Origin of the sequence: Arthrobacter sp. BE255 (genome assembly GCF_031457335.1) — a bacterium.
Classification (GTDB): Bacteria; Actinomycetota; Actinomycetes; order Actinomycetales; family Micrococcaceae; genus Arthrobacter.
Map to the genome: position 1 here is coordinate 300,239 of NZ_JAVDWK010000002.1, position 24,513 is coordinate 324,751.

23 protein-coding genes are annotated in these 24,513 nt (G+C 67.2%); 3 read left to right on the forward strand and 20 right to left on the reverse strand.

The window, feature by feature from the left end; translation table 11 throughout:
• Position 1 precedes the first annotated feature (1 nt).
• From J2X42_RS04585 to dacB, 19 genes are all read right to left on the reverse strand, one after another.
• A complete protein-coding gene (locus J2X42_RS04585; RefSeq protein ID WP_310162662.1) occupies positions 2-895 on the reverse strand; it encodes a DUF2520 domain-containing protein in 894 nt (297 codons plus the stop codon).
• The gene (locus J2X42_RS04590) at positions 888-2,468 is read right to left on the reverse strand and encodes a PH domain-containing protein (protein WP_396134018.1); all 1,581 of its coding nucleotides are present in this window, start codon (positions 2,466-2,468) and stop codon (positions 888-890) included. Before J2X42_RS04590 ends, J2X42_RS04585 begins: the two co-directional genes overlap by 8 nt.
• On the reverse strand, positions 2,465-2,977 hold the full coding sequence (locus J2X42_RS04595; protein ID WP_310162666.1) for a PH domain-containing protein: 513 nt from the start codon (positions 2,975-2,977) through the stop codon (positions 2,465-2,467). Before J2X42_RS04595 ends, J2X42_RS04590 begins: the two co-directional genes overlap by 4 nt.
• Complete coding sequence (locus tag J2X42_RS04600; protein ID WP_310162668.1) at positions 2,958-3,500, reverse strand: DUF3180 domain-containing protein; 543 nt, start codon at positions 3,498-3,500, stop codon at positions 2,958-2,960. Before J2X42_RS04600 ends, J2X42_RS04595 begins: the two co-directional genes overlap by 20 nt.
• 3 nt (positions 3,501-3,503) lie before the next feature.
• Positions 3,504-4,043, reverse strand: coding sequence for a 2-amino-4-hydroxy-6-hydroxymethyldihydropteridine diphosphokinase (folK, locus tag J2X42_RS04605; RefSeq protein WP_310162670.1), 540 nt, complete (start codon positions 4,041-4,043; stop codon positions 3,504-3,506).
• Positions 4,040-4,399, reverse strand: a complete 360-nt coding sequence (gene folB, locus J2X42_RS04610; RefSeq protein WP_310162672.1) for a dihydroneopterin aldolase — start codon at positions 4,397-4,399, stop codon at positions 4,040-4,042. The genes folK and folB overlap by 4 nt, the downstream gene beginning before the upstream one ends.
• 15 nt (positions 4,400-4,414) lie before the next feature.
• Positions 4,415-5,335 (reverse strand): dihydropteroate synthase, encoded by a 921-nt coding sequence (gene folP / locus J2X42_RS04615; RefSeq protein ID WP_310162674.1) that lies wholly within the window; start codon positions 5,333-5,335, stop codon positions 4,415-4,417.
• Between the two features lie 11 nt (positions 5,336-5,346).
• Positions 5,347-5,991, reverse strand: coding sequence for a GTP cyclohydrolase I FolE (folE, locus tag J2X42_RS04620; RefSeq protein WP_310162676.1), 645 nt, complete (start codon positions 5,989-5,991; stop codon positions 5,347-5,349).
• Positions 5,992-6,001: 10 nt separating this feature from the next.
• The gene (ftsH, locus tag J2X42_RS04625) at positions 6,002-8,065 is read right to left on the reverse strand and encodes an ATP-dependent zinc metalloprotease FtsH (protein ID WP_310162678.1); all 2,064 of its coding nucleotides are present in this window, start codon (positions 8,063-8,065) and stop codon (positions 6,002-6,004) included.
• Between the two features lie 178 nt (positions 8,066-8,243).
• The gene (locus J2X42_RS04630) at positions 8,244-9,830 is read right to left on the reverse strand and encodes a glycoside hydrolase family 32 protein (RefSeq protein WP_310162680.1); all 1,587 of its coding nucleotides are present in this window, start codon (positions 9,828-9,830) and stop codon (positions 8,244-8,246) included.
• Between the two features lie 76 nt (positions 9,831-9,906).
• Positions 9,907-10,950, reverse strand: a complete 1,044-nt coding sequence (locus J2X42_RS04635; protein WP_310162684.1) for a LacI family DNA-binding transcriptional regulator — start codon at positions 10,948-10,950, stop codon at positions 9,907-9,909.
• A gap of 93 nt (positions 10,951-11,043) precedes the next feature.
• The gene (locus tag J2X42_RS04640) at positions 11,044-12,411 is read right to left on the reverse strand and encodes a NosD domain-containing protein (RefSeq protein WP_310162687.1); all 1,368 of its coding nucleotides are present in this window, start codon (positions 12,409-12,411) and stop codon (positions 11,044-11,046) included.
• 27 nt (positions 12,412-12,438) lie between these two features.
• Positions 12,439-13,356: a carbohydrate ABC transporter permease gene (locus J2X42_RS04645; RefSeq protein WP_310162690.1), complete on the reverse strand. Its 918-nt coding sequence runs from the start codon at positions 13,354-13,356 to the stop codon at positions 12,439-12,441.
• A 50-nt stretch (positions 13,357-13,406) separates the two neighbouring features.
• The gene (locus tag J2X42_RS04650; protein WP_310162692.1) at positions 13,407-14,294 is read right to left on the reverse strand and encodes a sugar ABC transporter permease; all 888 of its coding nucleotides are present in this window, start codon (positions 14,292-14,294) and stop codon (positions 13,407-13,409) included.
• 66 nt (positions 14,295-14,360) lie between these two features.
• Complete coding sequence (locus J2X42_RS04655; protein WP_310162693.1) at positions 14,361-15,638, reverse strand: sugar ABC transporter substrate-binding protein; 1,278 nt, start codon at positions 15,636-15,638, stop codon at positions 14,361-14,363.
• 259 nt (positions 15,639-15,897) lie between these two features.
• Positions 15,898-16,449 carry a hypoxanthine phosphoribosyltransferase gene (hpt, locus tag J2X42_RS04660; protein WP_131132307.1) on the reverse strand — a complete coding sequence of 184 codons (552 nt, stop codon included), beginning with the start codon at positions 16,447-16,449 and terminating at the stop codon, positions 15,898-15,900.
• Positions 16,450-16,479: 30 nt separating this feature from the next.
• On the reverse strand, positions 16,480-17,496 hold the full coding sequence (gene tilS / locus J2X42_RS04665) for a tRNA lysidine(34) synthetase TilS (protein ID WP_310163352.1): 1,017 nt from the start codon (positions 17,494-17,496) through the stop codon (positions 16,480-16,482).
• Positions 17,497-17,610: 114 nt separating this feature from the next.
• On the reverse strand, positions 17,611-18,744 hold the full coding sequence (locus J2X42_RS04670; protein WP_310162698.1) for a zinc-dependent metalloprotease: 1,134 nt from the start codon (positions 18,742-18,744) through the stop codon (positions 17,611-17,613).
• A gap of 159 nt (positions 18,745-18,903) precedes the next feature.
• Complete coding sequence (gene dacB, locus J2X42_RS04675) at positions 18,904-20,391, reverse strand: D-alanyl-D-alanine carboxypeptidase/D-alanyl-D-alanine-endopeptidase (RefSeq protein WP_310162700.1); 1,488 nt, start codon at positions 20,389-20,391, stop codon at positions 18,904-18,906.
• A 153-nt stretch (positions 20,392-20,544) separates the two neighbouring features.
• Here dacB and J2X42_RS04680 point away from each other — a divergent pair, with 153 nt between their 5' ends.
• Entirely contained in the window at positions 20,545-21,033 is a 489-nt protein-coding gene (locus J2X42_RS04680; RefSeq protein WP_024818962.1) for an inorganic diphosphatase, read from the forward strand.
• A 109-nt stretch (positions 21,034-21,142) separates the two neighbouring features.
• On the opposite strand, the gene J2X42_RS04685 is transcribed toward J2X42_RS04680, so the two are convergent.
• Complete coding sequence (locus tag J2X42_RS04685) at positions 21,143-21,718, reverse strand: hypothetical protein (protein WP_310162705.1); 576 nt, start codon at positions 21,716-21,718, stop codon at positions 21,143-21,145.
• A 51-nt stretch (positions 21,719-21,769) separates the two neighbouring features.
• Between J2X42_RS04685 and J2X42_RS04690 the strand changes: the two genes are divergently transcribed.
• Positions 21,770-23,800 (forward strand): ATP-binding protein, encoded by a 2,031-nt coding sequence (locus tag J2X42_RS04690; RefSeq protein ID WP_310162707.1) that lies wholly within the window; start codon positions 21,770-21,772, stop codon positions 23,798-23,800.
• On the forward strand, positions 23,785-24,438 hold the full coding sequence (locus J2X42_RS04695) for a response regulator transcription factor (protein ID WP_310162709.1): 654 nt from the start codon (positions 23,785-23,787) through the stop codon (positions 24,436-24,438). Before J2X42_RS04690 ends, J2X42_RS04695 begins: the two co-directional genes overlap by 16 nt.
• The last annotated feature ends 75 nt before the right edge of the window (positions 24,439-24,513 follow it).

Sequence of the window (24,513 nt, forward strand, 5' to 3'; positions counted from 1 at the left end):
GTCAGTCTTCCTTCGGTTCCAGGGCCTCGCGCAGCCCGTCCAGCTGGTCCGCCTTCAGCAGGCCGCGGCTTTCGGCGCGGCGGGCCGTGGACCGGGCCATGGCCAGGTACGCCGCCAGCACATCCCCGTTGGTGCCGGCGTCGTACTCCCGCAGGGCCTCGGCGTGGGCGGCCACTGTCCCGACGTCGCCACGGGCCACCGGCCCGGTCAGTGCGGCTTCGCCGGAGGCCAGGGCGTTCTCCAGCGTGGCACGCAACAAGGGCCCCAGCATCCGTTCCGGCGCGTCCACGCCCACCTCGCGGAGCAGCTGGGACGCCTGCGCCACCAGGGTGACCATGTGGTTTGAGCCGTGGGCCAGGGCAGCGTGGTACAGGGTCCGGTCGCCTTCGGCGATGGCCACGGGCTCGGCACCCATCTCCACCACGAGGGCCTGGGCGATGGGCAGCATGGCGGCGTCGGCGGTGACGCCGAAGGTGCAGTCCAGCAGCCGGGTGAGGTCCAGGCTCATGCCGGTGAAAGTCATGGCCGGGTGCAGGGCCAGCGGGATGGAACCGGCAGCGCGCACGGGATGCAGGACCCCCACGCCAAACCGGCCCGACGTATGGGCCACCAGCTGTCCGGGCTGCCAGGCCCCCAGCTTCGCCAGCCCGGCAACGAGCCCGGCCAGGGCGTCATCGGGGACGGCGAGGAGCACCAGTTCCGAGCGCTCCACGATGTCCTGGATCTCCAGGACGGGCACGCCGGGAAGCAGCGCTTCGGCCCGTTCGCGGCTCGCGTCGGACACGGCGGAAACCCCGACGACGGCGTGTTCCGCCGAGCGGAGCGCCGCACCGAGCACGGCGCCCACCTTGCCGGCACCGATGATTCCGACGCCGAGGCGTCCGGGCTTAGCCATGCTGCTGGCCTTCCTTGTTGGCGGGTTCCGTTGGGGTTCCAGGCTCAGCCACCGGGGCTGCCGGCACCACCTGGGCCAGCCAGTGTTCGGTGGTCTGGCGCTTCCGGGCCAGCCGGGCGCGTGCGGACTGTTCGTCGAAGAGGGTCCTGGCCTCGTCCGTCCCGGCCTGGATCAGGCGGGGTGAGACCGGGCCGGCGGTGGTGTGCAGCACGAGGTCCGCGACGCCGAAGCGCCTGGCCAGCGGCCCCTGGTGCAGGGCCATGGACTGCGTGCGCTGGTGCGGGACCACCACCAGCTGCCGCCACCAGCGTCCCGAGCGGATCAGCAGGGCGGTTGAGGTTGCGGTGAAGCCGTTTCGGCGCCAGCCGAGCGGGGCCAGGAGCCGGGCACGCCGCGGCGTGGTGACAAAACCGCCGTCGGAATCCAGCCCGGTGAGCCCCGCGCCGAAGACCCGTCCCGGTTCCGGAGTCCCGGGGTCCGGGAGCACCAGCGACAGCATGCTCATGACGTCGGCCAGCTTGCCGACGGGCAGCAGTGTGGTGCGTGACGCCGTTTCGCCGTTGCTCCCGGCCGCCCCGTATCCGGCGACATTGACCTGGATCCGGTACCAGCCGAAGATCCGCCACAGCGGCGGCTGCGCCACCCTGAGCGCCTGGATCCTGCCGGGCGGGAGGGTCTGGGCCTGGGTGTCCAGGAGTCCGTACCGCAGCCGGATCCCGTCCGGGGAGATGGCGGCGGTGAAGTTGTAGCCCTTGTTGAAGGAGCCCCAGTAACTCGCGGCCAGGCCCAGCGCGGCCGGAATCAGGTAGAAGTAGAAGCCGCGGTTCTCGGTCACGGCGGACAGGATCACGGAGGCGACGCCGCCGAGGACCACAAAGAAGCTTTGCTCACTGAGCAGCAGCGAACCGACAAGGCGCGACGGCGGCACGGACAGTACCGGATATTCCGGCGCCTCGGGCGCGGCCTCCTCCGGCCGGGCCGGGTCCTGCACCACGCCGGCGGCCCGGGCGAGGATGGTGGCCCGGAGCTGCCGGGCCTCGTCCATCCGGAGGTAGGCGAGGCGGACGGCTGACTCGCCGGCGTCGGCCACCTCGAACTTCAGCTCGGCCAGGCCGAAGATCCTGGCCAGCAACGGCTGCACAATATCGATGGCCTGGACGCGGTCCAGCCGGGCCTGCCGCTGCTGCCGGAAGAGGAAGCCGGTGTTGACCCGGACGTAGCCGCCGGCCACCTGGTACCGGGTGAAATACCAGGTCAGGATGAAGCCGAGCACAGCTATCAGCAGGACCGCTCCACCGCCGGCCAGCAGCCAGGGTATCCGGCCGGCGAAGTCGTCTTCCAGGACGGGCCTGCCCTGCAGCATCCGCTCAAAGAAGTCGCGGCCGAAGAAGAATCCGATGGCGGCCAGCGCCACCCAGCCGCGCACAAACGGCGACGCCGGGTGCACGCGCAGCCACTCGCCGTCGGGCGTTCCCGGTGCAGGCGCGGCGGGCGCAGCCGTTTCCGGTGCGGGCGCGGCGGGCGCAGGACCAGGCGCCGTCCCCGGCTCAGGAACGGGGCCGTCAGCGGTCACAGCCCAGCCAGCCTGGCTTCGCCGCGGGCCGACAGCTGCTCGCGCAGGCGTGCCCCTTCGGCGGCGGGCAGCCCGGGGATGTGCGCGTTGGTGCCCGGCGAGGCGGTGTGCAGCTTCAGTGTGCACAGCCCAAGTCCGCGCTCCACGGGGCCGACACCGATGTCCACGTACTGCATCCGCCCGTAGGGGACCACCATGGTGCGCTGGAAGAAAATGCCGCCGCGGATCAGGAGGTCGTCATCACGCTCGGCGTAGCCGATGGCGCGTACCTGGCGCGGGATCAGCACCAGCCGCCAGACCGCCAGGACCAGCGCGGCGGACGGTACCAGGATGGCGAGCCACAATGGCGGCCACAGCCACCAGCCAAGGGTCACAAACACCAGCGGCAGGCTCAGGACGAGCACCATCACGATGTTCCCGAGGGCCCACTGCACCAGCCGGACGGTCACATATGTGGGCGACACCCGCTGCCAGCTGATGCCCGGCGGATCAATCGCCTCGGTATGCATATTCGCCTTCCCCTGCGGCTTCACCACGCGGGCTCCGGCCGCGCTGGCCCTCACCCGGCGTTTCGGTGTCCTCCGGCGGGATCTTGCAGAACCGCTCCACCAGCAGGCCCACCACGATCATCACCAGGCCGCCGCCGGCCTGGGCCAGCGCCAGCCACGTGATGCCCTGGTCGCTGCGAAGGCTCCAGACCCGCAGCTGGTCCAGGAAAATCCCGGCGTGCCAGCCCAGCAGGACCGTTCCTGCGTAGGCGCAGGCCTGGGCCAGGACCAGGGTCCGGGCGGCGAGGATCGGGTTGAGGGCAGTCTTCTTCTTGGTAGCGTCGCGGTTGCTGTTGCGCCACCGCAGGATCCGGATGCCAAGGACCAGGGTGATGGCCACGATCACGCCCATGGTGGCCAGCGCCGTGGCGGGCAGGACAGGCGTGGCCACGCTGTACCGGTTGGTCAGGACCGTGGCGGCCCAGCCGGCAACGGCCAGGATCAGGCCGATCAGCAGCAGGCGAAGCGGGTTGATGGGTTTCATGGCCTACTCAACCGCCCCGGCCGTGGGGACGCCGTCGAAGTCGCCGAAGCCGTCGAACGGAACCAGGTCTTCAAAGTCGGAGGCCCGGGTGGCCAGGACGCTGATTTTTTCGCCGTTCAGCGTCGCCGCCGGCTCGATCAGGGACCACGGGTAGAGCACAAAGGCGCGTTCGGCGGCACGCGGGTGCGGCAGGGTCAGGTCCGGGTCGTCACTGGTGAGGTCGCCGTAGGTGATGATGTCGACGTCGAGCGTCCGCGGCCCCCAGCGCACCTCCCGGACGCGGTGGTGCTTGTTCTCCACGGACTGGCAGTGCTCCAGCAGCGCCGCCGGGGACAGGGTGGTTTCGACGGTGATGACCATGTTCAGGAAGTCCGGCTGGCCGGCGGGCCCTCCGACGGCTTTGGTCTGCACTACCGGAGAGACGGCCAGCAGGCGGACTTCCGGCGGATCCACGAGGTCGGCAACGGCCCCGGACAGGGTGTCGTTCCGTTCGCCGAGGTTGCTGCCAAGCGCAAGCACTGCCTTGGAGTAGCCGGTGGTCATTTCTGCTCCCGGTACACGCTGACGGACACGTCGTCGAAGGGAACCTCGATGGGCGCCTTGGGCTTGTGCACGGTAATCTCCACCGCGTGGAGCCGGTATTCGCTGAGCAGGTCCTCGGCGATCCGCACGGCCAGGGCCTCAATCAGGTTTACCGGCTCGCCCGTGATCCAGCCGGTGATGCGCTCCGCCACTTCGCCGTAGTGCGCGGTGTCCCGGACATCATCCGAGGCGGCCGCCGGGGAAAAGTCCAGGTGCAGCACGGCGTCCACCACAAAGGGCTGGCCCTCGCGGCGTTCGAAATCGAACACACCGTGATGGCCGACGGCGGTCACACCGCTCAGCGTAATCCTGTCCATGGGGGTCCCCCGGCCCTAGTGTGCGGTGCGGGCGGCAGCCATGCGTGAGGCAACCTTGACGGCGTCAAGGCTGGGGCCGACGTCGTGCACGCGGACCGCCCAGGCCCCGCGGAACGCGCTGATGGCGGTGATGGCCGCGGTGGCGGCGTCCCGCTCTTCCGGGGAGGCCGACTTGCCGGCCACGGTGAGCAGCGTGCCCAGGAAGCGCTTGCGCGAAGCGCCCACCAGGACTTTGTGGCCGAGGCCCTCCAGCTGGTCCAGGTGCTGCAGGAGTTCCCAGTTCTGGGCATCATTCTTGGCGAAGCCCAGGCCCGGGTCCACGATGATCTGGTCCTGGCTGACCCCGGCTGCGTAGAGCTTGTCCCGTACCCCGGCCAGTTCGGCCACCACTTCGGCGGCAACGTCCTTGTACTCGGCCAGCGAATTCATGGTGCGGGCGTCGCCGCGGCGGTGGGTGAGCACGTACGGCACCTTGGAAGCGGCGACGAGCTCTGCCATTTCCGGTTCGATGGTGAGGCCGGAGATGTCGTTGATGATCGCGGCGCCGGCCTCCACAGCGGCGGCTGCGGTGGAGGCGTGGGTGGTGTCGATGCTGACCAGGGCACCGGCCTTGACCAGGGCCTGGATCACGGGGATCACGCGCCGCTGTTCCTCGGCGGGGCTGACGTCCTCCGCGCCTGGACGGGTCGATTCTCCGCCGACGTCGATGATGTCCGCCCCGGCGTAGAACATCCGCAGGCCCGCCGCGATGGCGGTGTCCGGCGTCGCGTGCTTCCCGCCGTCGCTGAACGAGTCCGGGGTGACGTTCAGGACGCCCATGACCAGGGTGCGGTCGGTGGGAAGGTCGGAGAATTTCGCGGCCGGACGCGGTTTGCGCAGGATGGGCAGCGGAGATGTTGCGGGCCCGGTTCCCGGGGCTGCAGCTAGTGAGTCCATGGTCTTGATACTTACCTTCCGAGGATGAGGCTCATGGCTTCGGCACGGGTGGCCGGGTCATGGAGCTGCCCGCGTACCGCACTGGTGACGGTCTTCGCTCCGGGCTTGCGGACACCGCGCATGGACATGCACATGTGCTCGCATTCAACCACGACGATCGCGCCGCGGGGTTTGAGGTGGCTGACCATCGCTTCAACGATCTGGGTGGTGAGCCGCTCCTGGACCTGGGGGCGGCGGGCGTAGATGTCCACGAGCCGGGCGAGCTTGCTGAGCCCGGTCACCTTTCCGTCATGGGAAGGAATGTAGCCAACGTGGGCCACACCGTGGAACGGCACGAGGTGGTGCTCGCACGTGGAGTAGAAGGGGATGTCCTTGACCAGGACCAGTTCCTCGTGGTCCAGGTCGAACTTGGTGGAGAGGACATCCGCCGGATCGTGGTGCAGCCCCGCGAAGACCTCGGCGTAGGCCTTCGCTACCCGTTTGGGGGTGTCCTGGAGCCCGCCACGGTCCGGATCCTCACCAATGGCCAGCAGGATTTCGCGGACGGCAGCTTCGATCCGCGGCCGGTCCACCTTCTCGTGCTTTTTGTGGTGGGATCCGTCCTCCGCCGGGTAACCGGCGGAGGAGTGGGCGTCGTCGTCGTCTAAGTGATTCACGTATGAAAGCTTAGCCGCGAAGGGTGTCGGGCCCCGAGTCGGGGATGCCGCCCTGGAACGGGGCATCCTCCGGAACGCCCTGGGGGTGCGGGGGCTGGGCGTCCAGCGGCTCCTCAAGGCGGGCCTCCTTGGCCTCCTCCTGGGCTTCGCGTTCGGCCTTCTCCAGGCGCGACTCGACAGGTCCTTCCTTCTGGACCGGACGGGTCTCCTTCGAGAGCCATACCTCGCGGAAGTCACGCTTGCGGATGTCCGTGAAGATGTGCGCGATTTCAGCCTGGTTGAGGGTCTCCCGCTCCAGGAGTTCCAGGGCCAGCTGGTCCAGAACGTCGCGGTTTTCGGTCAGGATGGCGTAGGCCTCGTCATGCGCCTGGTCGATCAGGCGGCGCACTTCCTCGTCCACCACGTAGGCGATCTGGTCGGAGTAGTTGCGCTCGTGCCCGGCGTCGCGGCCCAGGAACGGCTCGCCGCCGCCCTGGCCCAGGCGCACGGCACCCACGCGTTCGCTCATGCCGTACTCGGTGACCATCTTGCGGGCCGTCGACGTGGCCTTTTCGATGTCGTTCGAGGCGCCCGTGGAGGGGTCGTGGAAGACGATTTCCTCGGCGACGCGGCCGCCCATGGCGTAGGCCATCTGGTCCAGCAGCTCGTTCCGGGTGACCGAGTATTTGTCGTTGTCCGGAACCACCATGGTGTAGCCCAGGGCGCGGCCGCGGGGCAGGATGGTGATCTTGGTGACCGGGGCGGAGTTGCGCAGCGCCGCCGCCACCAGGGCGTGTCCGCCTTCGTGGTAGGCGGTGATCTTGCGCTCGTGCTCCTTCATGACGCGGCTGCGCTTCTGCGGGCCGGCCATAACGCGGTCGATGGCCTCGTCCAGGGCGCGGTCGTCGATGAGGTTGGCGTTGGAGCGGGCCGTGAGCAGCGCCGCTTCGTTGAGCACGTTGGCCAGGTCTGCTCCGGTGTAGCCTGGGGTCTTCTTGGCCACAGCCTTGAGGTCGACGCCCTGGGCCATGGGCTTGCCCTTGGCGTGGACCTGCAGGATCTGGTCACGGCCGATCATGTCCGGCGCTTCCACACCGATCTGGCGGTCGAAGCGGCCCGGACGCAGCAGGGCCGGGTCCAGGACGTCTGGGCGGTTGGTGGCGGCGATCAGGATGACGTTGGTCTTGACGTCAAAGCCGTCCATTTCCACCAGCAGCTGGTTCAGGGTCTGCTCGCGTTCGTCGTTGCCTCCGCCGATGCCGGCGCCGCGGTGGCGGCCAACAGCGTCGATTTCGTCAACAAAGATGATGGCAGGCGAGTTGGCCTTGGCCTGTTCGAACAGGTCACGGACGCGGGAGGCACCCACACCGACGAACATCTCAACGAAGTCCGAGCCGGAGATGGAGAAGAAGGGAACGCCCGCCTCGCCCGCGACAGCGCGGGCCAGGAGGGTCTTGCCGGTGCCGGGAGGGCCGTACAGCAGAACACCCTTGGGGATCTTGGCGCCCACCGCCTGGAATTTGGCCGGTTCCTGCAGGAACTCCTTGATTTCCTGGAGTTCCTCCACGGCTTCGTCAGCGCCGGCAACGTCCACGAAGGTCACCTGCGGCATGTCCTTGTTGACCATCTTGGCCTTGGACTTGCCGAACTGCATGATCTTGGAACCGCCGCCCTGCATACGGGTCATCAGGAACCAGAACAGCGCACCGAGGAGGATGACCGGGATCAGGAGCGAGAGGAGTCCGGAGAACCAGTTGCTCTCGATCGGCTGGTCCGTGTAGCCGCTTGCGGGTTTGGCGTCGGTGACGGCCTTGACCACGTCCACCGCCCGGGCGTCGACGAAGAAGAACTGGACGCTCTTGCCCTTGTCCTGCCCGTCGACCTGGAGGTTGTCCTTGAGCACCAGGTCCACGCGGTTTTCGCCGTCGAAGATCTTCGCCTGCTCAACTTTGTTGTCGGCCAGCAGCCCCAGGCCCTTGTCGGTGTCGATCCGGGCGGCACCGCCGGGAGCCAGCGTTGCAAAAGCCACAAGGAGCATGCCGATCACAACAACGATCCAGATGCCCGGGCCCTTGAAGAAACTCTTAGCTTTCATCTGTTCGGGGATTCGCCCCGTCCCTCCTGGTAGTGCTGCACGGCGAGTGGTCTGCGCGCGTGTGGTGCTGCGTCAGGTTCTAGCTATACACCGTTCCGAGTAAATCACGCACGGTATGGCGCAAAAGTTCCCTCTGGGCGTAGCGGGGTGCAGGAGGCCAGGACGGACGCGCCGCAGGTCAGACGGCCGCGTGCACAGCCAGTTTCCGAAGGGTGGCCGTGCCGCCCTCGGCGAAGACGGAAGCGCCGTGGTTTCCCGGGCCCGGGAAGATCAGGTCCGTCAGGACCACCTTGCCGCCCTGGGCGAAAACCTCCACCGAGCACTGGTCGACGACGACGCGAACCGTGAGCACGCCGTCCTCCAGCGGAACGGGGACCGACTCCACCGACGCGAACGCCGGATGGAAGGCGGTGTCCCCCACCGCGGTGCGGTCCAGGCTGAGCACCCCGGCGGCGGGATCGTACGCGAGGACGGCGGCGCCGCCGTCGGCATCCTCCCACAGCCGGAAGCCGCACCTGACCGAGGTGCCGGGAAGGATCTCGGCGTCGATGACCTGGGCCGTGCCTGGCTGGACTCCGGGCAGCGCGAGCGTGCCGCGGAGCTCTCCGCCGCCCAGGGACTGGACGGCGTCAAGGGGCGGAAGGACGGGGGCCTGGACCAGCGTCGGGCGGCCGTCCACCGTTTCCAGGGTGACCTCACGGACCAGGGACATCCCGGACCGCCAGGGGGAGGTGGGCAGGGTGTTGGCGTAGTCCCAGTTGTTGATCCAGCCGATCATGAGGCGCCGGTTGTCCGGAACGTTGCTGAACGAAACGGCGGCGTAGTAGTCACGGCCCCAGTCCAGCCAGCGGCATTGGCGGAGCCGGCCCAGGTCCGTGGCGGTGGTCCCAAAGACCGGGGAGTCCAGCAGGGACGACGGATCGGGCGTGAAGGTGGAGCCGTCGAAGTCGCCCACGAAATACTGCCCGCCGGAGCCGCCGGCCACTGCACCGGGGTTGACGTTGACCACCAGCACCCACTTGGTCCTTTCCGGGTCGCCGTCCAGGGGCAGCGGGAAGAGGTCGGGGCATTCCCACTCGCCGCCGGCGGCGTTGGCTGGCCCGAACTCGCTGGCCAGCTCCCACACGCGCAGGTCCGTGGAGCGGTAAATCACCACCGTCTGCTCCCCTGCCTCGACGGCGGCCATCACCCAGTACGGGCCGTCAGGGCCCGGGTAGCTGAAGACCTTGGGGTCGCGGAAGTTTGCCGAGCCGCGCGTCAGCACGGGGTTGCCCGCGAACTTGGTCCAGGTCATACCGGCGTCGTTGCTGTAGGCCAGGGACTGGGCCTGGGTGCCTTCGTGGGCGGTGCCGGGCTTGAAGGCGCTGGTGTAGATGGCCACGAGGGGCGGGTTTTCGGCGCTGCCGAAGCCTGAGCTGTTGGCGTGGTCCACCACGATGCTGCCGGAGTAGATGTCCTCGGCGTCGTCGCAGGTGATGGCCACGGGCTGCTCGGTCCAGTGCACCAGGTCGGTGGAGGTGGCGTGGCCCCAGGACATGTTGCCCCACACGTTCCCGTACGGGTTGTTCTGGTAGTAGAGGTGGTAGGTGCCCCGGTAAAACACCAGGCCGTTGGGGTCATTGAGCCAGGTGTCCCGCGCCGTGTAGTGCAGGGCCGGACGCAGGTGCGGAGTCGCGGCATGGACTTGCTGCGGCAGCACAACCGGGGGCCGGACTTCCTGCGGCGGGGCCGGTTGCGGGCGTGCGTCATCAAGGCGGCTGGACATGGTGCTGGATCCTTGCTCTGGTGTGGTCGGTAGGGATGACTTGCTGGGTCCGGGTCCGCGGGAGCGGGACCCGGGGTCACGGCGGTGGCGCCGCCACGGAGTCGCGGGCCACCAGCGGGCAGTCCAGGATGGTGGGGTGGAGCGCCATGAGGGCCAGGTCCGTCTTGCCCTCGATGGCGTCGATCAGGTTCCCGGCGGCCCAGGCGCCCATTTCGTAGTGCGGCAGGGCCACCGTGGTCAGGCCCGGGTACAGGTTTGCGGCGATGAGTTCCTGGTCGTCGAAGCCCACCACGGACAGGTCGGTAGGGATGGACAGCCCGAGCTCCGCCGCGGCCCGGTAGGCGCCCATGGCCATCCGGTCGTTGTAGCAGAACAGCCCGGTGGGCCTGTCCGGGCGGGCCAGGATCCGGCGGGCCGCCTCATAGCCGCCCTGCACTTCGGAGATCTCCGACTCGACAGGGGCCGCGTCGCCGTCGAGCCCTGCCTCCGTCAGTGTGGCCCGGAAGCCGCGAAGGCGGTCCCGGGTGGCGGGGACGTCGTCGGTGTTGTTAAGGAAGCCGATGCGGGTATGGCCGGCCGCCAGGAGGATTCCGACGGCGGCCCGGGCACCGCCCTCCTCGTCCGGCACCACGGCGGTGATGCTGCCGCCGGTGCTGACGGAGTCCACCAGGACGGACGGCACGCTGCCAAGGTTGACCGGCACCTGCACCTGGCGGTGGTACATGGTGGCGTAGAGGATGCCGTCCACGCGGCGCTCGAGGAGGGCCTCGACGTCGGCATCCCTGGATTCGGTGCTCGCGGACCCGGACGTGTTGATGATCATCAGGTTGTAGCCGCGGGCACGGGCGGCCTCGTCCGCGCCCAGGATGATCCGTCCCGCATGGGGCGTGGTGGCGATGTCCTCGCTGACCAGGCCCAGCATTCCGGTCCGCTGGGTGCGGAGCGCCTGGGCGAGCCGGTTGGGCCCGTAGCCGAGCTGTTCGGCGGCGGACTTCACCTTGTCCCTGGTTTCCGGGCTGATCCGTGCGTACTTCACGTCATTGAGGACATGGGAGACCGTGGTCACAGACACGCCGGCGGCGACTGCTACTTCCTTGATACCGACTGATCTGTTGGTCATTGGTCTCCCACGTCCTCATGGTGTTGGTGCTGTACCAGTAAGGCTACAGACGAGTAATCGTTTCCCTGGGCGTGGCCGTGGCCCCTGGGCGCTTTACTGGGCCAGAACTGCATGTGCCACCTGGAAACCGACCGTGGGTGTGGCCCTCAACGCGTTTGCAGCCCTGTCTGCGATAACCTGGGCGTCACTTCCGGAATCAAGGATCGTATTCCGGGCGGATTCGGAATCAACCATAACGGCCGTAACAGCGAGATCGTCCGACGCCTCGGTGGTCAACAGGGCGTCCACCTGCGCCGAGAAGCAGGAGTCACTTGGCTTGGAGTGGACGTCCATTGCCACCACGTGGTTGTTGGAGACGAAGTTGCCTGCCCCCGCCACCAGCCGGATGATGACAGGTGTGGCCCCTGCCGGCCGGATGCTCTGCGTGTCGATGATCTCGGAGAAGTGGTTGCCGATCACAGAGTTGTTGCTGCCGCTGACACGGAGAAGTCCGTAGAGGTCGTCCAGTCCGTTGTCGACTCCCAGGAAGGGCGTCCAGGGCTCATGGTCACGCAGGAAGTGATTCGTGGCCACGAGGTTCTCCGAACTGTTCGCTGCGAGAACCACCATCCCGGGGTAGAACGAATGCAAACGGTTGTTGGTGACGCTTGAACGCGTGACACCGTCGAGATGGACGCTGCTCGCACCACGGGGGAAGACGTTGTTCGCGGTGATCAGGAGCCCGCCATGGTTCTCGGCGTAGATCGAGTGGCCCTTGAAGCCTGCCCCCACCAGGTTGTCGGTGATCTTCGATGCCTGTCCCCACCCGCGCAGCTCGATGCAGCTGCCGCATTCGGCGATGAAGTTGTCGTGAATCGACAACGCGTCCGCGTGGTAGATGGTGAGCGCGTTCTCAAGGTAGACGAACCCCATGCCGGTGACGCGGAATGAGTCATTGGCGTTCGCGACATAGATACCGGTCTTGCCGTTGACGTAGGTGTTCTCCGGAGGCATCCCCGAGCCATCCGGGGTGAAGTGCAGCCCGTCGATGCAGAAGTTGGAGAACTCGACCGAGCTGATCCGCGGGCTCCCGCTGCGCTCAACGTAAAAGGCGGCTCCCTTGGATTTCTCCCCGTCTTCGCCGGGGGGAAGGTCGACGAGGATGCGGCTCCCCCCGGGCCACAGCTCATGCAAGTCGGGCCATTCGTCTTCGGGAACGTTGAACCGGATGCTTGACGACGTAAATCCGTGTCCCGAGCCATGGATTCGAAGGAAGCTGATGTCGATCACCACCTGCGTACGAAGGTGGTAGTCACCGGGCGGAATGTAGATCACCGCGCCTGGCTTTCCGCCGTCGTTCGCATCGGCGGCCGTCTGCCGGGCCTTGATGTCAGCGATGATGCTGTTGATTACTTCACCGACGTCCTCGGACGGATTGCCGACCGGCCACGTCGTCACGTCGTAGCAGTTGTTGCTTGACATAGCTTCTTCCCTTTGTGGTGTGGTTGCTCAGCCCTTGACGGCGCCGAGCGTCATGCCTGCGACGATCTTGCGCTGCAGGAGAAGGGTGAGGAGGATGACCGGGATCGAGTAGACGGCTGCCAGTGCCGTCATGGATCCCCAGTCGAGGCCGAACTGGGTCTGGAAGTTCGCGATCACCACCGGGGTGGTCTGGGACCTGACGGCGGTCATCAGGAGGGCGAACAGGAACTCGTTCCAGGAAGCGAGGAAGGCGAAGATCGCCGTGACCGCGATGCCGCCGGATACCACCGGGATGACCACCCTCCACAGGGCTCCAAGCCTGCTGCAGCCGTCCACGGTGGCTGCTTCCTCCAGGTCCTTGGGCACGGCTTCGAAGAAGCTGGACATCAGCCAGATGGAAAGCGGCAGCGAGATGGTGGTGTGGGCGATGGACAGCGCGATGGGTGTATCTGCGAGTCCGGCTGCCGACATCATCGATGCGAGCGGAATGCCGATGGCCACCGGCGGCACCATGCGGGTGACCAGCGCCGCCATGATGAACACGCGGCCGCTGGGTGTCTTGTAGCGGGTGATGCCGTACGCGGCCGGAACCGCCAGCACGAGGGACAGGACCGTGCTGATGATCGCCGTCTGCGCGCTGTTGATGAAGGAAGCCAGCACCCCGCTGCGTCCCAGGGCGTTGGTGTAGTTCTCGAGCGTCCATTCCCTCGGCAGGATGGTGGGCGGGACGGCGATGGTGTCGATCGGCGTCTTGAAGGACGTGAAGAGCAGGTAGAGGAACGGGAAGCCGTAGAAGATCATGGCCGCCGCGAGGAGGATCCACAGCAGCGTCCTGGTGCTGCGCTTGCCTGCCTCAAGGCCCTCCGCGTGGTGTCGACGGCGGCGCGTGCCGTTGCCGCCGTGCGCCTTGGTGCTGGGTGCGGAAGGGACTGTTGTGGTTGGCATGGTGGTCTCCGTTGCGGCTGGACCGTGAAGGCGGGGGTCTGCGAGGCTCATCAGTTGTCCTTTCCTGGCCGCCAGATGGTGGAGACCGCGAAGAAGGCGACGGCGAGCATGGCCAGCAGGTAGATGGTGCCCATGGCGCTTGCCAGGCCGGGATCGCCGAAGCGGATCATGGTGCGGTAAATCAGCAGGCTCATGGTTTCGGAGGCGGACTGGGGGCCGCCGTTGGTCTGGATGAGGATGGTGTCGAAGGCCCGTGCCGCGTCGATGCCGCGGACCACCAGTGCGACGGCGATGACCGGCCGCAGGAGGGGAAGGATGATCCGGAACAGCATGGCGGGCGCACGGGCGCCGTCCAGGCGGGCCGCTTCGATCAGGTCACCGGGGATGTTCTGTAAGCCGGCAAAGAGCACCAGGCACATAAACGATGTAGTGAGCCAGATGTCCGGAATGGCCACCGAGAACAGCACGATGTTGGGGTCCGACAACCAGCCGATCTGGTTGGGGTTGGCCAGCAGCCCGGCCTGGTACATGAGGGTTCCGATCAGGCCGAAGTTGTCGATCATGAGGAACTTCCACAGCAGGCCTGCAACGATCGGGGCAATCATGAGCGGGTAGAGGAACACGGTCCGCCAGATCTGGGAGTTGCGGCCCAGCATGGTGAAGAGCAGGGCCATCCCCAGCCCGAGGGCGAATTCGAGGGCCACTACTACCAGGGTGTAGGCGAGGGTCCGCCAGCCGGCGCCCATGAATGCCTCGGATGCGAAGGCCCGGAAATAGTTGTCCAGGCCCACGAAGTCGCGGGGCCCGCCGGCGATGGGCGAGATCTTGAAGAAGCTGTCGGCCACAAGCCGGAACAGCGGGTAAGCCACAAAGATGGCGAGGAACAAAGCCGCCGGAGCCATCAGAAACGTTGCGAAGCGGCGATCGGAGATGCGCACGGTTTTCTCTTCTGTTTGTTGGGGGCCGCGGCCGGCACCGGTTGGGCAGGTGCCGGCCGCGGAGTCTTACTTGAGGAGGTCCTGGATCTGCTTCTTGGCGTCAGCCAGGAGGGCTGCGGAGTCTCCGCCGGCCACGGCTTTCTGCAGGAGCGGCACCAGGACGGTGTCCACGATCTGCTGCCACTTCTCGGTGGCGGGCCGGGTGGCAGTGGCGTCACCGTTCAGTGTTTCGATCAGCGGGCCGAAGCTCTCGTACCCGGCCTTGTCCTGGTATTTCTCGAAGGCCGAGATGCGCGAGGCGAGGCCCAGGCTGGACTCGATGCCCATGCTGTTGTAGTCGTAGGCGCACTTGACGAACTTCTTGGCGTTGTCCGTGTTCTTGGTGGCCTTGGGCACTGAGAGGTACCACGGTCCCGGAACGCCTGCCACGCCTGCGCTGCCGCCGATCATCGGAGCCGCGCCCACCTTGCCGGCTACCGGTGCGTCCTTGGGGATCTGGCGGTAAGCGTGGGCCCAGAAGCGGGTCATGGCGGTCTTGCCCTGGTTGAAGAGGTTCTGGGCCGCTGCCCAGTCCACCTGCGCGGCACCTGGGGGCGCGTACTTAGTCAGGCTGGTGTAGAAGTCCAGCGCTTCCCGGTGGGCGTCGTTGTCGATGACCACGTTGTTGTTTTCGTCCAGGATCATCGGGGAGCCGGCCTGGAGGACGTGGGCCAGCCATTCGGTCTCGACGCCGCCCTTGACGTCCGTGCCGTACATGCCGTCCTTGGTGAAGAACTCCGAGATGTCCTTGTACTGCTGCCAGGTGGTGGGTGCCGCCAGGTCGTAGCCGTACTTCGCCTTGAAGCCGGCCTTGTTCGCTGAGTCCTCGAAGAGGTCTTTGCGGTAGAGGATGATTTCGGCGTTGGTCCAGGCGGGCATGCCGATGAAGTGGCCGTCCACGTTGGCTTCCTTGACGAGGGCCGGGAAGATGTCCTTCTTGGCCTCGTCGGTGAAGAGTTCGTCGATGGGCTGGACGGCGTCCTTGAAGCTGGGCAGCCACACGGAGTCCAGGGCGGCGACGTCAAAGGAGACGTTGCCGGAGGAGAACTCGCTGGAGAGCCGGTTGAACATGCCGTCGTACGGCAGTTCGACGAAGTTGACGTCGATTCCCGCGTCCTTCTTGCACTGCTCGGCGACGCCGGTCAGCTCGGCGTGGCCGCCGGCTTCCACCAGGACATTGACGGTGCTGGCGGCGCTACCCGAAGTGGTCGGGCCCCCGGCGCCGCACCCGGTGGCCGCAAGTGCGACGGCGGTGCAGAGGCCGCCGATGGTGGCGAACCTGTTGATGGTCTTTCGAGTGGACATCGCTGTCGACTCACTTTCTCTCGAACGGAATGGCGAGACGGTCTGTGGGGTGAAAAATCGTTTTGCCAAAACGACTTGGCATAAATGTAGGCCTCTTTCGGGCCGAGTGTCAAGGGTCACATAACGCGGATGTTTTGCCTGCTGGCGGCGAAGTCCGGCAGGTGGCAAATCGTTTTGTCATTTTGGTCGGCTTTGGCACGGCTTAAATGCCGGTGGCGGCCTCCGAAGAGGCCGCCACCGGCAGTGCTGTGTGAGGGTTTTACTCGTAGACGTGCGGGGCCAGGGTGCCCACGAAGTCCAGGTTGCGGTACTTTTCGGCGTAGTCCAGGCCGTAGCCCACTACGAACTCGTTGGGGATGTCGTAGCCCACGTACTTGACGTCGATCTCCACCTTGGCGGCGGTGGGCTTGCGGAAGGCGGTGCAGATTTCCACCGAAGCGGTGCCGCGGGATTCCAGGTTGGTCTTCAGCCAGGACAGCGTGAGGCCGGAGTCGATGATGTCCTCGACGATCAGCACATCCTTGCCCATGAGGTCCGTGTCCAGGTCCTTGAGGATGCGGACAACCCCTGAGGACTGGGTGCCGGATCCATAGGAGGAAACAGCCATCCAGTCCATGGAGATGTGGCTGTGGAGTGCCCGGGCGAGGTCCGCCATGACCATCACCGCACCCTTGAGCACACCAACAATGAGGATTTCACGGCCTTCGTAGTCCTTGTCGATCTCGGCAGCGAGTTCGGCGATCCGCTGCTGGATCTGTTCCTTGGTGTAGAGAACGTGCTTGAGGTCTGCCTGGACGTCGTTTGAATCCACCAATGGCTCCTGTGTAGATGCGGGGTGCGACTAATTTTGGGGCGGTTTTTGAGGCCGGAATACTAGCTTCCCACAGCGGGCGCCCTCACGGGGAACGGGACTGCCGCCGTCGGCCTGGCCTGCGTCCGCGCCGGGCCTGTTTGCCGCCTGCATCTGGGCCAGCGACAGCCGGTACACGCTCACGCCGCCGGGAAGCTCAACGGGCCCGGCCGAACCTTGCCGCCGAAGCAGCGCTTCCGCCGCAAGAAGCCTCTGGTAGCTGGGCTGTTGGCCGCCGACGTCGGCCGCCGCCTTCGCGATAACGCGGAACCTGATGGCCGGCGCCAGGCCGCCCAGCGCCTCCTCCGAAAGGCTGACTTCAACGCCGGAGCGTTCCACCAGGGCGGCAAACGTGCTTTCTGCCACGTCCTCGAGGTAATCAGCGTCCAGCTGCAGGATCGCAGCGGTCCTGGCCAGGGATTCCGCGACGCCGGGGCCGAGTTTTTCTTCGAGCATCGGCAGCACTTCCACGCGGGTCCTGGAGCGGGCAAAGGACGGGTCAGCATTGCTGGGGTCATGCCAGGGGTCGAGTTCCTCGACGTCGCAGATCTCCAGGGTGTCGGCGCGGCGGAGCCCGAGGAACGGCCGGAGCAGGATCCCGCGCGCAGGGCGCATCCCGGCCAGGGATCTGGTCCCCGAGCCGCGGGCCAGTCCCAGCAGGACCTGTTCGGCCTGGTCGTCCAGGGTATGGCCCAGCAGGACCGCAGCCGCGCCCTGGCCTGCGGCGGCAGCGTCCAAGGCGGAGTGGCGGGCATCTCGGGCGGCAGCTTCCGGGCCCATTCCGGTGGGCGCGACAACGACGGTGCGGACCTCCACCGGGGCGAGGCCCAGCTCCGTGAGGGTCTGCGCGGTCCGGGCGGCCACATCAGCCGAGCCGGGCTGCAGCTGGTGGTCCACAACCACGGCCCCCACCGTCACGGGGCGCCCTTCCACATGGCCGCGGCGGGCAAAATAGGCTGCGACGGCGGCGAGCGCCAGCGAGTCCGGGCCCCCGCTGCACGCAACCATCACGTGCTCGGGGTAGCCGGCGTCCGCCAGGGCGTTCTGGAGCGCCTTGCGCGCTGTGCCGACGACGGGCGCGAGCCTGCCGGGCCGCCGTCGTCCGCTGTGCACTTCAGGCAATTAGAGGCCCATCCGGTCGAGCCAGATCCTGGCGTCGTGGATTTCGGGCTCGGTAGGCAGGTTGTCCGCGGATTCCCAGACGCGGTTAAAGCCCTCCATCCCGGCGACGTCCACCACGGCGCGGACGAATTTGGCGCCGTCGGAGTACTGGCGCATCTTGGCGTCCAGGCCCAGCAGGCTTCGGATGAACTTTTCGATCACGCCGCGGTCCTTGCCGCGGTCGTTGAAGCGCTGCCGGATGGTCTTCACGGACGGCACAATGCTGGCGTCGACGGCGTCCATCACCACGTTCGCGTGGCCTTCCAGCAGGCTCATGACGGCCGTGAGGTGGGACAGGGATGCCTTTTCCTCCGGGTTTTGCAGCAGGTCCAGGATGGCGCCGCGGCCGGGCGTGCCGCCTGTGGCGGACCGGTCCTTGAGGGAGCGGGCGGCCGCGGAGGCACGCTCCATGAGGGAGTCAACGTTGCCCAGCAGGTGCACGCTGAGGTTGTCGATCTCGGAGAGCATGTGGTGGCGCAGCCAGGGTGCGGCGGCGAACTGCACGCGGTGGGTCTGTTCGTGCAGGCAGACCCAGAGCCGGAAGTCCTCGGGCGTGACGTTGAGTTCGCGCTCCACGGTCACGATGTTGGGGGCCACCAGCAGCAGCCTGCCGCCGGCCGGGGCCGTGGAGCCTTCGGCAAGGGCGGCGAAGGGGTCGTACTGGCCCAGGACTTTGCTGGAAAGGAAGGCCAGGACGGCGCCCAGCTGGCTGCCGGTGATGGCTCCACTGACGGCCGCCGCGGCGGGGCTGACCGTTCCGCGGCGGCTTTCCAGCATTTTCTCCATGGCGGGTTTCAGCATCACCGCGAAGCTTTGGGTGTTGGCCTTGGCCCAGGATGCCCGGTCCACCACCAGGACCGAGGAGTCCCGCAGGTCCCGGGCCGCTTCCAGGCCGGTGATCTGGTGGACGTGGTGCACGGATTCGTCAGCGAGCCGCCGCAGGCTGTCCACGGCGTCGCCGATTTCCGCCGGGGACAGGACTGGCCCTGCGGATGTCAGCCGCGCGGCAGTGGACGCGGCGAGGTCCCAGTTGATCAGGGCCTGGGCCGGGCTGGACGGTGCCGGTGCGGACGTATCACGTGCGGTGGACTCCATAGTTCCCATCAGAACACAGCGGACCGCGGATCGTCCTTAAGTTCGCTCACCGGCGAACGCCCGGGACAGTGGGACCCGGACCCAACAGCGGCCTGCCCCGCTCGGACGGCGCTGCCCCGCACCGCTCATGCGGGCCCGGACCGCTTTCACATCGGAGGACTAGCGGCAGCCGCAGGCCGCGAGCGCGGTGGCGGCCCGGTCCAGGGCTTCTTTGTTGCCGCCGGACCCGGGGGTGAGGCCGTTGCCGATGAACGAAAACACCAGCAGGCGGCCGTCGGCGTCCACCACGTAGCCGCTGAGCGCGATCACCGAATTCAGCGTACCGGTCTTGGCACGGACCAGCCCCGCGCCACGGGCGGTGGAGCTGTCCCCGTAACGGGTGTCCAGGGTCCCGGTCAGGCCGGCCACCGGAAAGCCGGCCAGCGCGGCCCGGAGCCTGGGGTCCGTCCCCGAGGTGATGGCGCGCACCACTTCGGCGAACTGCCGGGCAGAGACCTGGTTGTCCAGCGCCAGCCCGGACACGTCCGCGAGCCGCATGGTGTCGGTGGGGATCCCCAGTTCGGCGAGCTGGGCCCTGACTGTGGCTGTGGCGGCGTCGTTGCTGGCCAGCTGGCCCTCCGCCGCGGCCGCCATCCGGCCCAGGACCTCCGCGAGGTAGTTGTCCGAGGTCTGGAGCATCAGGTCAACCTGCTCACCCACGGTGGCGGACTGGACTTCTGCCAGGATGTCCGGGTTACGGTCAGCCGTCTGCGGCACCGTGTAACGCCCGACGCCGGTTGCCACCGTCAGTCCCGCGGCGGCACCTGCCGCCCGGAGCTGCGCGGCGAACGCCTCGGCGGCGGTGACCGCAGAGTCCTGCGGGCGCGGGCCGGTAGTGACGGCGGGATCGAACCGTGCCGAGTTCAGCGCCAGCGGGTACAGCGGGGCCACCTCGCCGGCTTCGACATCCCCGCCCGCCCAGGCCGGATTCAGCGCCGGTCCGCTGAACAGGGAATCGTCAACCAGGACTTTCAGCTCTCCGGTTGCGCCGGCGTCCTGCAGAGCGGCCACCGTGGCCGCGGCCAGGGTGGCGAGCCCGGCGTGGCCCAGCACCTCGTCCGGCGCGGACTCCCCTGCTCCCAGGAGGACGTCGCCGCCGCCGGCCAGCACCACCTGGTCCGGCGTGGGACCGGCGATGACCCTGGTACTGAACCGTGCGTCCGGCCCGAGGACCCGCAGGGCCGCCACAGCGGTCAGCAGCTTCATGTTGGACGCGGGAATACGGTTTTCGGAACCGCCCCGGTCAAACAGGACCTGGCCAGTGAGCGCATCCTGGACCAGCCCCGTGAAGGTGCCGCCGCCGTCGGGCTTTAACACCGGTTCCAGCTGCGCCGCGACAGCCGCCGGCAGCGGTACCGGAGCAGAGTCTGTGAGCGGGGACAGTCCCTGCCGGGCGGAGAGCGAGGCGGGGGCCTGCTGCCAGGCCGGTATTTCGGGCGCCGCCACGGGGGCCGGGCCCATGAACGCCGGGGCGAGCAGCCAGCCGGCGGGGAGGGCCAGGACGACGATCAAAACCAGGAGCAGCACAGTGGGCCAGGCCCTCAATCCGCGGTGGAACGTGCGGCGGACCGCGTCCTTGAACGCGCCGAAGCCCGATGTTTCCTTCATGTTGGTGCTGGTCCTCAAGTCCTGAAAATTCCCCACAGTTCCTGAAACTTGGGCCTCTCGCTATATCCTCAATAGTAGTCGGCGGCACCGACACTCCTTTTTGCTGATCGTCCACTGTGCCGCGCACCCCCTGCAATTGCCGAGGAGCATTCCATGAAGCATGACGTGACCATCGAGATCCCCAAGGGATCCCGCGTCAAATACGAAGTTGACCACGAGACCGGCCGCGTCCGCCTGGACCGCGTCCTCTTCACCTCCATGCAGTACCCCACGCACTACGGGTTCTTCGAAAACACCCTGGGCGAGGACGGCGACCCGCTGGACGCACTGGTGCTCCTGCAGGACTTCGACCTGCACCCCGGCGTCATCGTCGAGTCCCGCCCCATCGGCGTTTTCAACATGACTGACGACGGCGGCGGAGACGCCAAGGTCCTGTGCGTCCCGGTTGACGCCCGTTTCGACCACATCCAGGAAGTCAGCGACGTCAGCGAATTCCTGATCAAGGAAATCGAGCACTTCTTCACCCGCTACAAGGACCTGGAGCCGGGCAAGTGGGTCAAGGCTGAAGGCTGGGGCGACCGCGCCGCCGCCGAGGCCGAGCTGGAAGCCTCCATCAAGCGTTACGTGCCTGCCGCGCACTAATCGGCCTCAAGCTCCGCCACAAAATCCCCGTCTTCCGGACAAATCCCCGCGTCATGCGACGGGGAAAGGTCCGGGAGGCGGGGATTTTCTGTTGCCCCGGTGTCGGGGTTTAACCCGCGCGGTGCGCCCGGTGGAACATGCCCCGGATGCCCGCGGTCAGATCGAAGACAACCATGGTCAGGATGGTCAGCATGATGGCTGGAAGGGCAAATTGCGCGGACCGGACATGCTCCGGCTCCTCGAACACCTCGTAGGGGGCCTCAAAACCGCCGTGCTGTATGACGGCGAACAGCTCGCCCGCATGCCCAAGGAGCGCTATTGACTGCGCCGCGAGCAGGATCCAGGCCAGGACGCGGAGCGCGCGGTTCGGGGCCAAGCCTTTCAGCTGCCAGATCACCCAGAGGCCGATGATGAGGCATGGGATGTAAATCAGATGGAACGTCATGTGGGCCGTCCCCAGCAGCGTCACCGGCAGGATGGCAAACGGCACAAGCACCACCAGGTTGGCCATGCCCAGCCAGAATCCGAAGCGGTCCGCCATCCGCCTGCGTCCTGTTTGCGCCTCCTTTGTCAGCTCACTGACTGCCTTGCTGTCCGCCATCGGGATCATCTCCTTGTATCCGCTGGCACCAAGCCAGAACTGGTTGATGTTCCCGAAGCTACGCCGTCCTGCGGGCCGAATCATCGGTGAAAGCACCTATTCCCTCCGGGCCGGATCTGGGACAGCATTGGCTGTATGGCTGTCGGCGGATTGAGCTTGCCCCCGACGCCGCTCCATCTCGAGAGAATCCTGTGGTCCGGCGCCGCCGGAGCGCTGCTCGCGGTGGGTGTGGCCAGTGCCGTTCTTCAATGGAATGCCGTCATCGATCCGCCGTTTTTCGCATTTTCCCCTCCGGCGCATGTGTCGCTGATCTGCGCGGCCGCCGTCGTCTTTGCCTCGGCTTCGGTGATCCGGCGCTTGGGAAACCAGCGCTTGGCCTGGCTGACTTTCGTTGTGGGAGCCGCACTGTGCCTTTACCCGTTCTGGATGTTCCTGAGCAACGTCCTGGTGTGGGACGGCGGAAATACCGCACTGTCCGGAACCATCCTGCTGGCGACGGCGTTCTCGTGGCATGCTCCGTGCCTGCTGCTGCTTCAGTTGCTGCCAATTGTCGTAGCAGAGGACATCGCCGGACAGTCGCGCCGGCTGGTGCGCTACCTGCTGGTGGCTTCCGTGGCCTTAGCGTCGTTCTCCCTCGCCGTGGGCGGACAGGCCCGGAGCATGCCACAGATGGAGCCAATGCTTCCGCCCGGGTCGGCACTCGGCTCCTTCCTGCAGTGGTTCTCGGATGGGCCTGGCTCCTTCCTGTGGCTCGGCAGCTTCCTTGTATCGCCGGTCACAGTGTGGCTGCTGGTCCGGGCCTCTGAGGGCGAGCGCCGCCAGCGGCTGCTCCTTGCGGGCATCGCTTCACTGGTTCCGGTCTTCATCATCGTCCTGTGCTCGGCAGCGGGGATTGCCGTTTCCGTCGGCGGGCTGGGCAGCTCTGCGGGATTCACCACGCTGATGGTGGGGTTCTCTGTGAGCTGTGCACTGACAGCGTTCCTGGCGGCCGGTGCCGTGGCGTCCGAAACCGGGCGCGGGATCCCCCGCCGGCTGATCGCGCTGGTCCTCAGTGGGACGCTCCTCGGGACCGTTGCGCTCGCGGCCGCCAGCGCTGGAATCGCCACCGCCGGATCCGTCTGGCTTTCGTCCATGATGACAATCGGCGTCGCCGCCGTCCTGATTCCGTTCTCGTTGAGGTTGGCCGCCTGGTGCAGAAGGGTTCTGGACCCGCGCGAGAACTTGTTGGCGGAGCTGCGCCGGCGTGGCAAGGTGCCGTCCGGGGGCGAAGGGCAGGCGATCGAAGCCTCCCTCCGTGCTGCAGTTAACGACGCCGGCGCCACGGTCAGCCTCAAACTCCCGGAGGGCGCTGGCTGGGTTGATTCCAGGGGGCTTGCCGTCCCATCGCCCAACGGGCAGGAGCACGCACTTCTTCTGGGCAGCTCCGGAGATCCGCACGCCTGCATCGTGTTCGGTTCCGCCCGGTCCGCGTCGTTGGGGGCAGCCATCCCCCAACTCGACCGCATCCTGGAACCGGCTGTCCTGGAGGCCGCTGTGCACTACCGGCACGCCGCCGCCGAACGTGAGTCGGCGCGGGCGGTCGGCGCCGGCGCACAGGAGCGCGCCCGGATCGTCCAGGACATGCACGACGGCGTACAGGGTCGCCTGCTGGGACTGGCTCTGAACCTGCAGTCAGCATCCCGGAACGTGGACGACGCACACGCCCGCCTCGCCATGGAGGAGGTCGTTTCCGGGATGGGCGGAGTCCTGGAGGAACTGCGCCTGCTGGCACTGGGGAGTGTTCCGGCGAAACTCGCCTCCGATGGACTGCATGCCGCGTTCAGTGACTTCGTTGCGCCGATGCCCATCCCCGTGTATCTCGCCGTCCCGCCGGATCGGATTAGCCCGCAGCTGGAGGCCATGAGTTACTTCGTGGTGGCAGAAGCCGTCACCAACGCCGTGAAACATGCCCACGCGAGCTATGTTGACGTCAGGCTGCAGGTGGCGGACCGCGTCCTGAGCATCACAGTGGCCGACGACGGCGTGGGCTCGGCCGATCTGCGGGCCGGCACGGGGCTGCGCGGCCTGGCAGAGCGTGTGCGTTCGATGGGCGGCCACCTGATCGTCAGCGACCGCACGCCCAGCGGCACCCTCGTGGAGGTGTCGGTGCCGTGCGAATCGTCATAGCCGAGGACCTGGTCCTGCTCCGCGAGGGTATCGCCCGGCTCCTGGCGGATGCCGGCCACACGGTAGTTGCCCAGGCGGGCGACGCACACGGCCTGATCGACGCCGTCGTCGAGCACCGCCCGGATCTGCTGATCGCCGATGTCCGGATGCCGCCCAGCCACACTGACGAAGGTGCCCGCGCTGCCCTCATGCTGCGTGAACGCTATCCGTCGTTGCCGGTGATCATCCTGTCCCACGTGGTGGATCCTGCCGTCGCCGTGATGATGACCCGCCGGAACCTGGCTGCCTTCGGATACCTGCTCAAGGACCGGGTCCTGCACACCGAGGAGTTCCTGGCAACGGTTCAGCACGTTGCCGACGGCGGCACGGCCATTGATCTGCAGGCGATCAACGCGTTCCTGCTGTCCAACGAGCACCGGCTGACGGCACTGACGCCGCGCGAGCTGGAGGTCCTGCGGCACCTGGCGGCGGGTCGCAGCAATGCCGGGATCGCGCAGGTGCTGGCCACCTCACGCCGGACGGTGGAGGCCCACCTCCGCTCGGTGTTTGTCAAACTTGGCCTGGAAGAGGCGCCGGAGGACAACCTCCGGGTCCAGGCGGCACTCGCGTGGCTGCGTGAGGGAGCCGTTGCCGGCTGACCCACGCCATGCCGGAGGTGCAGTGCCTCAGGAACCGCGGCCCCGCCGTCGGGGTTTAAGTCTCCCCTCCGCGCG

What these genes read in the sequence shown, in the direction of transcription:
- J2X42_RS04585 (WP_310162662.1), bottom strand. Translation starts at nt 895, where the DNA reads ATGGCTAAGCCCGGACGCCTCGGCGTCGGAATCATCGGTGCCGGCAAG.
- J2X42_RS04595 (WP_310162666.1), bottom strand. Translation starts at nt 2,977, where the DNA reads ATGCATACCGAGGCGATTGATCCGCCGGGCATCAGCTGGCAGCGGGTG.
- J2X42_RS04600 (WP_310162668.1), bottom strand. Translation starts at nt 3,500, where the DNA reads ATGAAACCCATCAACCCGCTTCGCCTGCTGCTGATCGGCCTGATCCTG.
- folK (WP_310162670.1), bottom strand. Translation starts at nt 4,043, where the DNA reads ATGACCACCGGCTACTCCAAGGCAGTGCTTGCGCTTGGCAGCAACCTC.
- folB (WP_310162672.1), bottom strand. Translation starts at nt 4,399, where the DNA reads ATGGACAGGATTACGCTGAGCGGTGTGACCGCCGTCGGCCATCACGGT.
- folP (WP_310162674.1), bottom strand. Translation starts at nt 5,335, where the DNA reads ATGGACTCACTAGCTGCAGCCCCGGGAACCGGGCCCGCAACATCTCCG.
- ftsH (WP_310162678.1), bottom strand. Translation starts at nt 8,065, where the DNA reads ATGAAAGCTAAGAGTTTCTTCAAGGGCCCGGGCATCTGGATCGTTGTT.
- J2X42_RS04630 (WP_310162680.1), bottom strand. Translation starts at nt 9,830, where the DNA reads ATGTCCAGCCGCCTTGATGACGCACGCCCGCAACCGGCCCCGCCGCAG.
- J2X42_RS04635 (WP_310162684.1), bottom strand. Translation starts at nt 10,950, where the DNA reads ATGACCAACAGATCAGTCGGTATCAAGGAAGTAGCAGTCGCCGCCGGC.
- J2X42_RS04640 (WP_310162687.1), bottom strand. Translation starts at nt 12,411, where the DNA reads ATGTCAAGCAACAACTGCTACGACGTGACGACGTGGCCGGTCGGCAAT.
- J2X42_RS04645 (WP_310162690.1), bottom strand. Translation starts at nt 13,356, where the DNA reads ATGCCAACCACAACAGTCCCTTCCGCACCCAGCACCAAGGCGCACGGC.
- J2X42_RS04655 (WP_310162693.1), bottom strand. Translation starts at nt 15,638, where the DNA reads ATGTCCACTCGAAAGACCATCAACAGGTTCGCCACCATCGGCGGCCTC.
- tilS (WP_310163352.1), bottom strand. Translation starts at nt 17,496, where the DNA reads ATGGTTGCGTGCAGCGGGGGCCCGGACTCGCTGGCGCTCGCCGCCGTC.
- J2X42_RS04670 (WP_310162698.1), bottom strand. Translation starts at nt 18,744, where the DNA reads ATGGAGTCCACCGCACGTGATACGTCCGCACCGGCACCGTCCAGCCCG.
- dacB (WP_310162700.1), bottom strand. Translation starts at nt 20,391, where the DNA reads ATGAAGGAAACATCGGGCTTCGGCGCGTTCAAGGACGCGGTCCGCCGC.
- J2X42_RS04680 (WP_024818962.1), top strand. Translation starts at nt 20,545, where the DNA reads ATGAAGCATGACGTGACCATCGAGATCCCCAAGGGATCCCGCGTCAAA.
- J2X42_RS04685 (WP_310162705.1), bottom strand. Translation starts at nt 21,718, where the DNA reads ATGATTCGGCCCGCAGGACGGCGTAGCTTCGGGAACATCAACCAGTTC.
- J2X42_RS04690 (WP_310162707.1), top strand. Translation starts at nt 21,770, where the DNA reads ATGGCTGTCGGCGGATTGAGCTTGCCCCCGACGCCGCTCCATCTCGAG.